Origin of the sequence: Actinomadura atramentaria DSM 43919, from assembly GCF_000381885.1 — a bacterium.
In the GTDB taxonomy this organism is placed as follows: Bacteria; Actinomycetota; Actinomycetes; order Streptosporangiales; family Streptosporangiaceae; genus Spirillospora; species Spirillospora atramentaria.
Window position 1 is genome coordinate 238,043 of record NZ_KB907214.1, and the last position, 15,312, is coordinate 253,354.

2 protein-coding genes are annotated in these 15,312 nt (G+C 76.4%); one reads left to right on the plus strand and one right to left on the minus strand.

Features of this window, described 5'->3' with window-relative positions:
- Positions 1 to 192 precede the first annotated feature (192 nt).
- Positions 193 to 1,014 (plus strand): metallophosphoesterase, encoded by an 822-nt coding sequence (locus G339_RS34345; RefSeq protein WP_019632588.1) that lies wholly within the window; start codon positions 193 to 195, stop codon positions 1,012 to 1,014.
- Here the strand turns inward: G339_RS34345 and G339_RS34350 are convergent.
- The gene (locus G339_RS34350) at positions 998 to 15,310 is read right to left on the minus strand and encodes a non-ribosomal peptide synthetase (protein ID WP_051107884.1); all 14,313 of its coding nucleotides are present in this window, start codon (positions 15,308 to 15,310) and stop codon (positions 998 to 1,000) included. The genes G339_RS34345 and G339_RS34350 overlap by 17 nt on opposite strands.
- Positions 15,311 to 15,312 lie beyond the last annotated feature (2 nt).

The following is a 15,312-nucleotide window of genomic DNA, read 5'->3' on the forward strand; positions in this document are numbered from 1 at the left end:
GGGCGGCCGTCCGGTGACGCAGCATGCACTCTCCCCACCCGGCCGCGGTCGGACGCGCCCGGTGTCTTCCTTCTCCCCGGCGAGAGTCGACAGTGCCGCCAATCGGGGTTAAAGATCGTGCCAGCGCTCACGGCGGCGGCTCCCCCACTCTCATCCGCGCCGCCGGACGCCTGACTAGGGGGTTCACGGTCAATGGCGATCATCGCCCAGCTCAGCGACATCCATCTGGCGGCGGGCCGGGACGGCTCCGTCGACGACGGCTCCGGCCCCGTGCGCGCGCTGCGCGCCGCCGTCTCCAGCCTGCTGTCGCTGCCCGCCCGGCCCGACGCGGTCGTCCTCACCGGCGACCTCGCGGACGCGGGGCTCCCGGCGGAGTACGCGCGGCTGCGCGCGCTGCTGTCGCCGCTGCCGATGCCCGTCTTCCCGCTCGCGGGCAACCACGACGTCGCGGACGACCTGCGCGCCGTGTTCGACGACCAGCCCGCCGTCGCGGCGAGCGGGGACCGGCCGGGCGCCGCGCTGCAGTACGCGGTGGACGTCGCGGGGGTCCGGCTCGTCTGCTGCGACACCAGCGTGCAGGGGCGCGCGGCGGGGTTCATGGACGACGACCGGCTCGCGTGGCTCGACGCGGCGCTCGCCGCCGCGCCCGCGGTGCCGACGATCGTCGCGACGCACCATCCGCCGTATCCGATCGGCATCCGGTTCATCGACGACATGCGGTTCCAGAACTCGGAGGCGTTCGTCAAGATCGTCTCGTCGTATCCGCAGGTGGTGCGGGTGATGAGCGGGCACGTCCACCGCGGTTCGGCGGGGTCGCTGGGCGGGGTGGTCTGCACGACGTGCCCGAGTACGTACCGGCAGCTCTTCCTGGACCTGACGCAGCCGGGGCACGCGGCGGTGACCGGGGAGCCGGCGGGGTTCGCGGTGCATCTCGTCACGACGGAGCCGCCCGTGACGGCGACGACGCACTTCGTCCCGACGGGGAGCTACCGGCCGCTCATGGACGTCGAGTAGCGCGCTCGCACAGGACGCGGGCGATGCCGGCCAGGGGGCCGGGGCGGGCCATGAGGGCGTGCTCGGCGTGGACGTCGTGGTTTTCGATCGCGCCGGTGACGTACGGGCGCCAGACCTCGTGGCCGGGGGTCGGGGGGCCGAGGGCGGCGGTGAAGAACACGACGTCGCCGTCGAAGACGGACGGGGTGAACTCGCGGGCCATCCGGGAGTTGTTCGCGCCGATGTCCATCATGGCGGTGAGGTGACGGGGTTCGAGTCCGGCCAGGGCGCTGCCGTGGGCCGAGAGGAGGCGTCGCGCTTGCTCTCGGCTCGGCTCGCCGTGGCCGCGTTCGTCCCGCCCGACTCCGGCCGCGTCGAGCAGGGCGTTGAGCAGACGGGTTTCGTCGGCTGCGGCTTGGTTCGCCGACGGGCGGCCGCCGGCGGGCACGGCGCTGACGGCGGGCGGGTCGGCGAGGGGTTGTGCGGTGGGCGGGTAGGTGTCGAGGAGGGCTAGCAGGGCGACGCTTTCGCCGCGTGTCTGGAGTTCGGTGGCCACGCGGTGGGCGACGAGGCCGCCGAACGACCAGCCGACCAGCAGGTACGGGCCCGCGGGGTGGGCTGCGCGGATGAGGTCGGCGTAGTCGGCGGCCATGTTTTCGAGGGTCGCGGGGAGTGGTTCGGGGCGGGCCAGGCCGCGGGCCTGGAGCGCGTACACGGGCTGGTCCGGGTCGAGGTGGCGCAGCAGGCCCGCGTACGCCCAGCCGAGGCCGCTGCCGGGGTGGACGCAGAAGATCGGCGTCCCCGGCCCGGTGCGGAGCGGGAGCAGCGCGGCGAACGGGTCGTCGTCGCTGTTCTCGTCGAGTCGCGCCGCGAACCGCGCGGGCGTCGGGTTCTCCAGGAGCGTCCGGACGGTCGGCGCGACCCCGAACACCGCACGGACGCGCCGGACGAGGCGCGTCGCGAGCAGCGAGTGGCCGCCGAGCGCGAAGAAGTCCGCGTCGGCCGGGACGGCGGACAGCCCGAGCACGTCCGCGAAGACCCGGCACATCTCTTCCTCACGCGGCGTCCGCGGCGCGCGCGCACGACCGGGCGCGGGCACGGGCAACGCGGCGCGGTCAAGCTTTCCGTTCGGCCCGAGCGGAAGCCGATCGAGCCGCACGAACGCGGCGGGAACCATGTACTCGGGCAACCGCGCGGCAACGAACGCGCGCAGCTCCACGACGTCAAGCGCTTCACCGACCACCGGGCCGGAACCACTCCCCCGGGCGACCCCGGACGCAGCATCGGGCGCGACCCCGAACACGACATCGGACGCGGTGCCAGACCCGGTGCCGGGTGCGGGCGCGACATCGGATGCGGAGGCGGACCCGGTGCCGGGTGCGGGCGCGGCGTCGGATGCGGAGGCGGACTTGGCGCCGGGCGCGGGCACGACATCCGACGTGGAGGCGGACTTGGCGCCGGGCGCGGGCGCAGCGTCGGATGTGGTGGCGGTCCCGGTGGCGGGCGCGGGCACGACATCAGACGCGAAGGCGGACCCGGTGCCGGGCACAGGCACGACATCAGACGTGGAGGCGGACCCGGTGCCGGGCACAGGCACGACATCAGACGCGGAGGCGGACCCGGTGCCGGGCGCGGGCACGACATCAGACGTGGAGGCGGACTTGGCGCCGGGCGCGGGCGCGGCGTCGGATGTGGTGGCGCGGGGTGGGGCGGTGGTTTCGGGCTGGTGGTCGGGTGCGGGTTGCGGGGTGGCGACGATGTAGGCGATGAGGCGTGTCGCTGTGCCGGGGGCGGGTTTCGCGGGCGTCGTGGGGTGGGGGTGCGTGGTCGTGTCGGGGAGGACTGCGGCTGCTGCGATGGCGGGGTGGGACAGGAGGACGGCGGTGATCTCGGCGGGTTCTACTCGGTTGCCGCGGATCTTGACCTGGTCGTCGGCGCGGCCCGCGAATTCCAGTTCGCCGTTTCGCCAGCGGGCCAGGTCGCCCGTTCGGTACATGCGGTCGCCCGGGGGGCCGAACGGGCAGGCGGTGAAGCGTTCGGCGGTCGCGGCGGGCCGTCCCGCGTAGCCGCGTGCCAGGCAGGTTCCGGCGATGTAGAGCTCACCGACGACGCCGTCGGGGACTGGGCGCAGGCGCGCGTCGAGGACGTAGGCGCGTGTGTTGTGGATCGGGCGGCCGATCGGTGCGGGGCCTCCGGTTTCAGCTCTGTTGTAGTCGCTGCTGTGCGTTGGGTCGTCCACCGCCGTCAGGTTTCCGGGCTCGACGGGGATTGTGCCGGGCGCCGGAGGGTTCGTTGCGGGCGAGCTTGCTGGTGGCGGGCCTTGGACGGGTGCAGTTTCGGCGAGGGCGTCGGTCGTGCGCATCTGGGCAGGGGTCGCCATAAGTGCGCGGGTGGAGGTTGTGACGACGGTCGCGGTTGAAACGTGGGTTTCGGTGGGGCCGTAGTGGTTGTGGAGCGTGCGGGACGTGGTGAAGGCGCGCAGGGCGGGGGTCAGGATGAGGGGTTCGCCTGCTTGGGCCAGGCGTTCAAGGTGCTGGAGGCGGTCGGGGGTTTCTTGGGTTGCGGTGGCCAGGGCGTCCAGGACCAGGGCGGGGGCGAGGAGTTCCGTGATGCGCTGATCGTCTAGCCAGGCGGCCAGGGCGGTGGCGTCGCGGCGGGTGGTTTCGGTGGGGATGACCAGGGTCTTTCCGGCGATCAGGGCGGACAGGATCTCCTGGACGGACACGTCGAAGCCGGGGGCGGCGAACTGGGCGGTGCGGTCGCCGGGGGTGCCGCCGAAGGTCGCGTCGTGCCAGGTGAGCAGGTTCGTCAGCGCCGAGTGCGGGACGGCCACGCCCTTGGGCCGTCCGGTGGAGCCCGACGTGTGGATGATGTACGCGGTGTTCGCGGGGAGCGGCGGGACGAGTTCGGCCGTGCCGGTCGCGTCGCAGCCGAGGGTGGCGAGGCCCTCGGGGATCTGGTGCGCGGTGTCGGGCGAGGCGATGACCAGGTGCGGCGCGGTCGCCGCGAGGACGGCGGCGATGCGGTCACGCGGGTGCGCCGGGTCGGCCGGGACGTACACCGCACCGGCCTTGAGCACGGCGAGCATCGCGGTGACCAGCGCGGGCGAGCGCGGCAGCACGACGGCGACGGGCCGTTCAGGGGCCGCTCCGCGGGCGGCTAGCGCTCGGGCGAGCCGGTCGGCGCGGGCGTTCAGCTCCCGGTAGGTCAGGGTTTCGTCGGCGGCCTCGACGGCGGGCGCGGAGGGCATCTGGGCGGCGCGGCGGGCGATCAGGGTGGTGGCGGAAACATCGGGAACGTCGGTGCGGGTGGCGTTGCGGGCGTCCAGGATGTCGGTGCGCTCGCGGTCGCTGAGGACGTCGATCGCGGTGACGCGGCGGGCGGGGTCTGCGGCGCACGCGGCCAGGACGCGGACGAACCGGTCGGCGAGTGCGGCGGCGGTCGCCGGGGCGAAACGGCCCGAGTACTCCAGCGTGCCGCGCAACCCGCCGCCCGGGGTGTGGATAAGCGTGAACGTCAGGTCGAACTTCGCGCGGCCGGACGCGACGGTCAGCGGTTCGCCGAACGTCGGAGATCCAGCCGCGTGCCGGAAGGCGAGCATCACCTGGAACAGCGGATTGCGGCCCGGTTCGCGCGGCGGGTTCAGGACCTCCACGAGCCGTTCGAAGGGGACGTCGGCGTGGGCGTGCGCGGCGAGGTCGGCGGCGCGGACGCGGGCCAGCAGTTCCGCGACGGTGGGGTCGCCGGACAGGTCCGTCCGCAGGACGAGCGTGGTGAGGAAGAACCCGACGAGGTCGTCCAGCGCGTCGTCGGGGCGGCGGGCGGCGGGCGCGCCGATCGGGACGTCGTCGCCGGCCCCGTGGGCGCGCAGCAGCACGGCGAGCGCGGCCTGCGCGACCATGAAGACGGTGACGCGCTCGCGGCGCGCGAGGTCGGCAACGGCGCGGGCGACGTCGTCGGGGACGGTGACGCCGGTGAGGCCGCCGTCCGCCGCGGCCGGGGGGTCGGTGGGGAGGGGGGTCGTCGGGGGTAGGGCGGCGAGGGTTTCGGTCCAGAAGGCGAGTTGGCGGGTAAGGGGGCTTTCGGGGTCGTCCGCGTCGCCCAGGACTCGGCGCTGCCACAGGGCGTAGTCGGCGTACTGGGCTTGGAGCGGGGGCCAGTCGGGGGCGCGGTCGGTCGTGCGGGCTGTGTAGGCGGTGGCCAGGTCCCGTAGGAGGACGTCCGTCGCGCGGGCGTCGGCGGCGATGTGATGGAGGACCAGCAGCAGCACCAGGCCGTCGTCCAGGGCGAAGAGGCGGGCGCGCAGGGGCGGGTCGGTGGTCAGGTCGAAGGGGGCCGCGGTGGCCGCGCGGAGGCGTTCGGGCAGTTCGGCGGGGGGTGTTGGGACGGCGGGCAGTGGGTGGGGCACCGGGTCGAGGACGTGCTGGCGCGGACCGTCGTCGGTGTCGGGGAAGACCGTGCGGAGGATTTCGTGGCGCGCGACGACGTCGTCGAGGGCGGCGGCGAGGGCCGCGCGGTCGAGGTCTGCGGGGAGGCGCAGCGCGCACGGGACGTTGTAGGCGGACGACTCGGGGTTTAGGCGGTTGAGCAGCCAGAGGCCGCGCTGTTCGAGGGAGAGCGGCGCGGTGCGGGCGCGGGCGGCGGTGAGCGGGGGGCGCGCGGGCGCGGCCGTGTCCAGGCGGCGGGCGAGGGCGGCGGGGGTGGGCGCGTCGAAGACGGCGCGGAGCGGGAGTTCGGCGCCGAGCGCGGCGCGGACGCGGGTCACCAGGCGGGCGGCGAGCAGGGAGTGGCCGCCGAGGTCGAAGAAGCCGTCGTCGATGCCGACGCCGTCCACGTCGAGGACTTCGGCGAACAGGGCGCACAGGATCTCTTCCTGCGGTGTGCGCGCGGCCCGGCCCGCGGCGACCGGGCGCGGTTCGGGGAGCGCCGCGCGGTCGATCTTGCCGTTGGGTGACAGCGGCAGCTCGTCCAGCGGTACGAACTGCGGGATCAGCGCGGCGGGCAGGCGCCGAGCGGCGTGGTCGCGCAGTTCGGCGGGCGTCGCGCGGGTGGCGGCGTAGGCGACCAGGCGGCCGTCGCGGGCGACGACGACGGCGCGGCGCACGTCCGGATGCGCCGTGACGACGGCCTCGACCTCGGCGGGCTCGACGCGGTGGCCGCGGACTTTGAGCTGGTCGTCGGCGCGGCCCGCGAACTCCAACCGGCCGTCGCGCCAGCGGGCCAGGTCGCCGGTGCGGTACATGCGGGAGCCGGGCGGTCCGAACGGGTCGGCGACGAAGCGTTCGGCCGTCGGCGCCGGGCGGCCGAGGTAGCCGCGCGCGACGCCCGCGCCGCCGACGTACAGTTCGCCGGTCACGCCGGGCGGGGCCAGGCGCAGCGCCGCGTCCAGGACGTACACGCGGACGCCGGGGATCGGGCGGCCGATCGGCGGCGCGGCCGGGCCGGAGAGCGGGCCGCTCATCGTGGCGCAGACGGTCGTCTCGGTCGGGCCGTAGCCGTTGAACAGGGCCCGGCCGCGCGCCCACCGTTCGGCGAGCGCGCCGGGGCAGACTTCGCCGCCGACGTACAGGGCCCGCAGGTCCGGCAGATCACCGGGCGGCAGGCCGGCCAGCAGCGACGTCGGGGTCTGGGCGTGCGTGATCCGCGCGTCCCGCAGGAACGTGAGCAGCGGTTCGCCGAGCAGCGGCCCCGGCTCGGGCAGGACGAGCGTCGCGCCGCTGAGCAGGGCGGCGCAGAGTTCGATCAGCGAGACGTCGAAGCCGGGCGACACGACGTGCGAGAGGCGGTCGCCGGTCGTGGCGGGATGGGCGGCGACCAGGCCCGCGATGCCGCGATGCGTGACGACGACGCCTTTCGGCTTCCCGGTCGAACCGGACGTGTAGATGACGTAGGCGGCGCTGTCCGGGGCGGCTTCGCCGGGGCACGGCGGGCCGCCGCCCTCGATGCCGTCCTCGGTGACCACGCAGACCGGGCGGGCGTCGTCGCGGAGCGCGGCCAGGCGGTCGGCGGGGTGCTCCGGGTCGAGCGGGAGGTAGGCCGCGCCCGTCTTCGCGACGGCGAGGAACGCGGTCACGAACTCCGCCGAACGCGGCAGCGCGACGCCGACGAGCCGTTCCGGCCCGGCCCCGGCCGCGCGCAGCTCGACGGCGAGCCGCCGCGCGCGGGCGTCGAGCTCCGCGTAGGTGAGCGTTTCCTCGGGCGTCTCCAACGCGAGCGCGTCGGGCGTGCGCGCGGCTTGCGCGGCGAACAGGGCCGGGATCGTGGACGGTCCGGCGGGACGGTTCCGCGCGGGGCGATCGGCGGACGGCGGCACGGGCGCGGGGTGAGGGGCGGACGGCGGCACGGCCGGATCGGACGAACTCTCGGACGCGCGACGAGAAGCAGGCGGCAGTGCGGAATCGAGCGCGGGCTGAGGAGCGGACGGCGGCACGACCGAAGCGGACGGCGGCTCGGGCGCGGGACGAGGCGCGGGCGGCGGTACGGAGTCGGGCGCGGGGTGAAGGGCGGACGGCGTCGCGACCGAAGCGGAGGGCGGCTCGGGCGCGGGACGCGACGCGAGCGGCGGTGCGGAATCGAGCGCGGGGTGAAGGGCGGACGGCGGCGCGACTGAAGCGGACGAATTCTCGGACGCGCGACGAGACGCGGACGGCAGTGCGGAATCGGGCGCGGGGTGAAGGGCGGGCGGTGGCTCGGGTGCGGTTGGGGTGGTGCCGAGGGTGAGGAGGGCGTTGGTTTCGGTGGTGGGCAGGGTCGGGAGGGTTCGGAGGCGGCGGTCCGGGGTTTCGGTGACGGTCGTCAGAAGGTGCTGCAGGCGGGTGGCGAGGGACTGTGCCGTGGTGTGGTCGAAGACGTCTGTCGCGTACTCGACCGCGCCGGTGATTCCGGCGCGGTGTTCGGCGAAGGCGAAGGTCAGGTCGAACTTCGTTGCGCCCAGGTCGACGGAATACGGGGTGGCGCGCAGGGACGGGAAGTCCGGCGGTGGGGCCGCGGCGGGCTGGAAGGCCAGCATCACCTGGAACAGCGGGTTGCGGCCGGGTGGGCGTTCGGGGTTCAGGGCCTCGACCACGCGTTCGAACGGCAGGTCCGCGTGGGCGTGGGCGGCGAGGTCCGTGGCGCGGACTTGGGCGAGGAGTTCCGCGAAGGTCGGGTCGCCCGAGAGGTCCGTCCGCAGGACGACCGTGTTGACGAAGAAGCCCACGAGGTCGTCCAACGCCTCGTCGGGACGGCCCGCGACGGCCGCGCCCAGCGGGACGTCGTCACCGGCGCCGTGCGCGGACAGGAGCACCGCGACCGCCGCCTGAACCACCATGAACACCGTGACGCCGTGCGCGCGGGCGAGCCGGGTGAGCGCAGCGTGTTCGGCGGCGTCCAGGGTGAACGGCGCGGAACCGCCCCGGCCGGACGGGCGCGGCGGGTGCGGCCGGTCAACGGGCAGCGGGACGGCGGGCGGCAGGCCCGCGAGCGCGCCCGTCCAGAAGGCGGTCAGCGCGGGCTCGTCCAGGCGGGCGTGCTGCCAGGCCGCGTAGTCGCCGTACTGGACGGGCAGCGGCGCCCAGCAAGGCGCGGAGCCGCGCGTCCGCGCCGCGTACGCGGTGGCGAGGTCGCGCAGCAGCGGGTCCAGCGACCGCGCGTCGGCGGCGATGTGGTGGAGGACGATCAGCAGCACGTGCGCGCCGTCGTCCACCGCGAACAGGTGGACGCGGATCGGCGGCTCGGCGGCCAGGTCGAACCCGGCGCGGGCGGCCTCGCGCAGGCGCGCGTCCAGATCGCCGCGCCGCACGGTGACGAGGCGCGGCCCCGCGTGGACGGCGGTGTCCCCGATCCGCGGCGCGCGGTCGTCGGGGAAGACGGTCCGCAGGATCTCGTGCCGCGCGACGACGTCGTGGAGCGCGGCGGTCAGCGCGCAGCAGTCGAGCGGCCCGGCGAGGCGCAGCGCGCACGGCACGTTGTAGGCGGGCGACGCGGGGTCGAGCCGGTTGAGGAACCACAGTCCGCGCTGCGCCGGGGAGAGCGGCGCGGGGCCGGTGCGGGCGGCGAGGGGCGGTCCGGCGGGGCGCGCCCCGGCGAGGCGGCGGGCGAGCCCGGCCGGGGCGGGGTCCTCGAAGACGGCGCGGAGCGGGAGTTCGACGCAGAGCGCCCCGCGGACGCGCGCGACGAGACGGGCGGCGAGCAGCGAGTGGCCGCCGAGGTCGAAGAAGCCGTCGTCCGCGCCGACGTCCGGAACGTCCAGGACGTCCGCGAACAGCGCGCACAGGATCTCCTCCTGCGGCGTCCGTGCGGCGCGGCCTCCGGCGGCCGGGCGCGGCTCGGGGAGCGCGGCGCGGTCGATCTTGCCGTTCGGGGACAGCGGCAGCTCGTCCAGCACGACGAAGGACGGGACCATCGCGGCGGGCAGCCGCCGGGCGGTGTGGCGGCGCAGCTCGGCGGGCGTCGCGCGCGACGCGGCGTAGGCGACCAGACGGCCGTCGCGGGCCAGCACGACCGCGCGCCGCACCGCCGGATGCGCCGTCACGACGGCCTCGACCTCGGCGGGCTCGATCCGCAGGCCCCGGACTTTCACCTGGTCGTCGGCGCGCCCCGCGAACTCCAGCTCGCCATTGCGCCAGCGCGCCAGGTCGCCGGTGCGGTACATGCGGGAGCCGGGCGGGCCGAACGGGTCCGCGACGAACCGCTCGGCCGTCAGCCCGAACCGGCGCAGGTACCCGCGCGCGACGCCCGCGCCGCCGACGTACAGCTCCCCCACGACGCCGGGCGGGACGAGCCGCAACGCCGCGTCGAGGACGTACACGCGAACGCCCGGGATCGGACGCCCGATCGGCGGCGCGCCCGCACCCGGCAGCGGCCCGGCCAGCGACGCGCACACCGTCGTCTCGGTCGGCCCGTAGCCGTTGAACAGGGCCCGTCCGCGCGCCCAGCGTTCGGCGAGCGCGCCGGGGCAGACCTCGCCGCCCGCGTACAGCGCCCGCAAGTCCGGCAGATCGCCCGGAGGCAGGCTCGCCAGCAGCGATATCGGGAGCTGCGCGTGCGTGATCCGCGCGTCCCGCAGGAACGCCAGCAGCGGTTCGCCGAGCAGCGGCCCCGGCTCGGGCAGGACGAGCGTCGCGCCGTTCAGCAGCGCCGAGCACAGTTCGATCAGCGACACGTCGAACGCCGGGGAGACGATGTGCGACAGCCGGTCCCCCGGCCCGGCGGGGTGCGCGGCGACCAGGCCCGCGACGCCGCGATGCGTGACGACGGCGCCTTTCGGCTTTCCGGTCGAACCCGACGTGTAGATGACGTACGCCGCGCCGTCCACAGACGCTTCGCCCGGGCACGGCGGGCCGCCGCCCTCGATGCCGTCCTCGATGACCACGCAGACCGGACGCGCGTCGTCGCGCAGTAAGGCGAGGCGTTCGGCGGGATGCCCGACGTCGAGCGGGAGATACGCCGCGCCCGTCTTCACCACGGCGAGGAACGCGACCACGAACTCCGCCGAACGCGGCAGCGCGACGCCGACGAGCCGTTCCGGCCCGGCCCCGGCCGCCCGCAACCGAGCCGCGAGCCGTTCCGCGCGGGCGTCCAGCTCGGCGTAGGTCAGCGTCTCCGTCGGCGTTTCCAGCGCGACGGCGTCGGGGTCCTGCGCGGCGAACAGCGCCGGGATCGTCGCGGGCGGCGGCGCGGCGGGGCTCGCGAGCAGCGCGCGGCGCTCGGCCGCGTCCAGCACCGGCAGCGCCCGGACGCGCCGCTCCGGGTCCGCGACGGCGGCGGCCAGCAGGCGGCGCAGCCGGGCGGCGAGCGCCTCGGCGGTCGCGCGGTCGAACAGGTCCGTCGCGTACTCGACCGCGCCCGCGAGCCCGGTCGGCCGCTCGGCGAACGCGAACGTCAGGTCGAAGCGCGTGCGGTCCGGCTCGACGGCGACCGGCGTCAGCCGCAGCCCCGGCACGCGGGGCGGCTCGGGCTCGGGCGGCTGGAACGCGAGCATCACCTGGAACAGCGGGTGGCGGTGCGGCGCGCGGGCGGGGGCGAGCGCGGCGACGAGCCGGTCGAAGGGGACGTCGGCGTGGGCGTGCGCGGCGAGGTCGGCGGCGCGGACGCGGGCCAGCAGCTCGGCGAACGTCGGGTCGCCGGACAGGTCCGTCCGCAGGACGAGCGTGTTCGCGAAGAGGCCGACGAGATCGTCCAAGGCCTCGTCCGGACGGCCCGCGACGGCCGTGCCGAGCGGGACGTCGTCCCCGCCGCCGTGCGCCGACAGCAGCACCGCGACCGCCGCGCGCACGACCATGAACACCGTGACGCGGCGTTCCCGCGCGAGCGCGGCGATCCCCGCGCGCAGGTCGTCGAGGTCGAACCGGACGACGCCGCCCCGGTGCGTCGGCGCGGGCGGGCGCGGGCGGTCGGCGGGCAGCGGGAGTTCGTCGGGGAGGCCGGCGAGGGCGTCCGTCCAGAACTCCAGCGACGCGGGCTCGGCCGCCGCGCAGTCGGCGTACTGGACGGGCAGCGGCGGCCAGTCCGGCGCGGCCCCGCGCGCCCGCGCCGTGTACGCGGCGGCGAGGTCCCGCAGCAGCGGCCCGGTCGAGGACCCGTCGAACGCGATGTGGTGGACGACGAGCAGCAGCACGTGCTCCTCGGGCGCGACCGCGAACAGCTCGGCGCGCAGCGGCGGCGCGGCGCGCAGGTCGAAGTCGGGCGCGGCGGCGCGCAGCAGCGCGGGCAGGTCGCCGGGCGCGGCGTCGGTGACGGGCAGCGGCACGTCCGCCGCCGGGTGGACGAACTGGACGGGCTCGCCGTCCCGCTCGGGATAGGACGTGCGCAGCGGCTCGTGCCGCGCGACCACGTCCGTCAGCGCGGCGGCGAGCGCGGCCCGGTCCAGGCGGCCGTCGATCCGCACCGCGATCCGCACGCAGTACTCGCCAGAGCCGCCGAGCCGGTCGAGGAACCACAGCCGCCGCTGCGCCGGGGACGGCGGCGGGTCGGGGCGCGGCGCGGCGACGCGCGGCGGGGGCGCGCCGCCGATCCGCGCGGCGAGCGCCGCGACGGTCGGGGCCTCGAACACGGCGCGGACCGGCACGTCCGCGCCGAGGACGGCCCGGGCGCGGCTCGCCAGCCGGATCGCCAGCAGCGAGTGGCCGCCGAGGGCGAAGAAGTCGTCGTCCACGCCGACGCGGGGCAGGTCGAGCAGTTCCGCGACGAGTCCGCACAGCAGTTCCTCGCGGGCGTCGCGCGGCGCGCGGCCTGTCGCGGGGGGCGCGTCGGGCAGCGGGAGGGCGGCGCGGTCCACCTTGCCGTGCGGCGTCAGCGGGAACGCGTCGAGGGCGACGAACGCGGCCGGGACCAGCGGCTCGGGCAGCAGTTCGGCGGCGCGGGCGCGCAGCGCGGACGCGGCGGCGGCGCCCGTCGTGTACGCGGTGAGGCGGCCGTCGCGCGCCACGACCGCCGCGCCGGTCACGCCGGGGCAGCCGGACAGGACGGCCTCGATCTCGCCGGGCTCGACCCGGTGGCCGCGGATCTTGACCTGGCCGTCCGCGCGGGCGACGAACACGATCTCGCCGTCGTCGGTCCAGCGCGCGAGGTCCCCGGTGCGGTACATGCGCGCGCCGGGCGGGCCGAACGGGTCCGCGACGAACCGCTCGGCCGTCAGCGCGGGGCGGCCGAGGTAGCCGCGCGCGACGCCCTCCCCCGCGTTATACAGCTCCCCGACGACGCCGGGCGGGACGGGCCGCAGCGCCGCGTCCAGGACATAGCAGGCCGTGTTGTCCAGCGGACGGCCGATCGGGACCGTGTCCGGCACCGGCTCGCCGGGGGCCAGGACGTGCGCGGTCGACCACACCGTGATCTCGGTCGGGCCGTACGCGTTGACGACCGTCAGGCCGGGGCAGCGCTCCCGGACGTGCCGCACCGCCGCGACCGGAAGCGGCTCCGCGCCGACCCACAGCTCCCGGACGCCCGCGAACGCGTCCGGGACCTCCTCGGCGAGCACCTGGAAGACACCGGCCGTGAGATACAGCGCGGTGACGCCGTGTTCGGCGATCGTGCGGCCGAGCACCGCCGGGTCGGGGCGGCCGGGCGGGGCCAGGACGATCTCGCCGCCGTTCAGCAGCGGCACCCACACCTCGTAGGTGGACGCGTCGAAGGACTGCGCCGAGTGCGCGAGCACCCGCGCGTGCGCGCCGCCGCGCAGCCTCCGGTCGGCGGCGAGCGCGAGCACGTCCCGATGCGCCGCCGCGACGCCCTTCGGCACCCCCGTCGACCCGGACGTGAACATGACGTACACGAGGCCCCGCCCCTGTCCGCCGGGCGCTCCGAATCCGCCCGCGCCACGACCGGACACGCCGCAGCCGGACACGCCGGAACCCGACGTGCCGGTGCCGGACGCACCCGAGTCCGGCGCAACCGAAGCGGACGCGCCCGAGCCCGACGCGCCGGGAGCGAGCGTGTCCGAACCCGACGCACCCGGAACGGATGCGCCTGAGCGCAACGCACCGGGAGGGAGCGCTTCCGAGCCCAACGCGCCGGGAGCGGGCGCGTCCGAGCCCGACGCACCCGGAGCAAGCGCGCCCGAGCCCGACGCACCCAGAACGGGCGCGTCCAAGTCCGGCGTGCCGGGAGCAAGCGGGTCGGAGGCTGGCGTGCCGGGTGTGGCGGGGGTGGGCGGGGTGGTGATGTCGAGGACCGGGACCGTGCAGGGGAACGGGGGCGGCGTGTCGGTGAGGAGGGCTCGGGCGGACGTCGTGTCCAGTGCGGCGCGGAGGCGGGCGGGTGGGTGGCGCGGGTCGAGGGGGACGTAGCAGGCGCCCGCCTTCACGACGGCGAGGATCGAGACGATCAGGTCGGGCGTGCGTTCCTGGAGGATCGCGACGCGGTCCTCCAGTCCGACGCCGAGGGCGCGCAGCCGCGCCGCGAGCCGGGCGGCGCGGGCGTCGAGTTCCGCGTAGGTGAGCGTGCGGCGGCCCGCGCGCACGGCCACGGCGTCCGGGTGTTCGGCCGCGCGGGCGGCGAAGTGCGCGTCCAGCGTCCCGTCCGGGACGGGTTCGCGGGGCGGGTTGAACTCGCGCAGGACGCGCCGCCGCACCGCCGGGTCGAGGGCGTCGGCGCGGCCCAGCGGCGCGTCCGGCGCCCGGACGAACGCGTCCAGGAAACGCGCGAAACACGCCAGCAGCGCGTCGCCGTCCACCGGCGCGCGAGCGTCGAGGCGGAACCGCAGCGACGCGCCCGGCACCGCGACGAGCATCGCCGGGTAGTGCGCCCCGTCGTGCCCCTCGACGCCGGTGACGCGCAGCCCCGCGCAGTCCAGCGCCGCCGGGTCGGACGGATAGTTCTCGAACACCAGCAGCGCGTCGAACAGCGCCCCCAGCCCGGCGGCGCGCCGCACGTCCGCGAGGTTGGCGTGCTCGGCGTCCAGCAGCGCGAGACTTTCGGCGTGCAGCCGGGCGACCAGCGAGGACGGCGGCTCGGCCGGCTCCAGCCGCACCCGCACCGGCACGGTGTTGACGAACAGCCCGACCATCGCCCCCGCGTCCGGCACGTCCGCGGACCGCCCGGAGACGACCGCGCCGAACACCACGTCCGCGCGCCCCGTCGCGGCCCCGAGCGCCGCCGCCCACGCCGCCCGCACGGCCGTGTTGAGCGTGACGCCGTTTCCGCGCGCGAACGCCGCGAGCCGCGCGGTGAGCGTCTCGTCCAGCGAGAGGGAGGCCGTGCGCACCGGCCCGGTCGGCGTGCCGGACGGGACGAGCAGCGTCGGCCCGTCCAGCCCGGCGAGCGCCCGCGCGTGCGCGGCGACGTCGGCGGCGGCGTCGCGCCCCGCCAGCCACGCCAGGTGCGCGCGGTGCGGAACCGGCGGCGGCAGCGCCCGCGACCCGTCGTACAGGGCGAACAGGTCGCGCAGCAGCGTCGGCATCGACCAGCCGTCGAGGATCAGGTGGTGCTTGGTCAGCACGAGCCGGTGCTCGTCCGCGCCCGTCCGGACCAGCGCGGCGCGCAGCAGCGGCGGACGGCCGGGCGCGAACCGGCGCGCGCGGTCGGCGGCCAGAAACGCAGGAAACGACGCGGGCCGCCCAGTGAAATCCAGGAGACGCCACGGCACCGCGACGTCCCGGTACACGGCCTGCACCGGCCGGTCCAGCCCGGCGTGCCGGAACGCGGCGCGCAGCGCGGGATGCCGCGCCACCAGCGCGTCGAGCGCGGCGCGCAGCCGCCCGGCGTCCACCGGGCCGCGCAGCGTCAGGACGAGCTGCGTGACGTACGGGTCGGGGCCGTCGCGCTCCGCGAGGGTGTGGAACAGCATCCCCTCCTGCAGCGGCGTCAGCGGGAGGACGTCCTGTACGCGCGGTCTCGTCACGC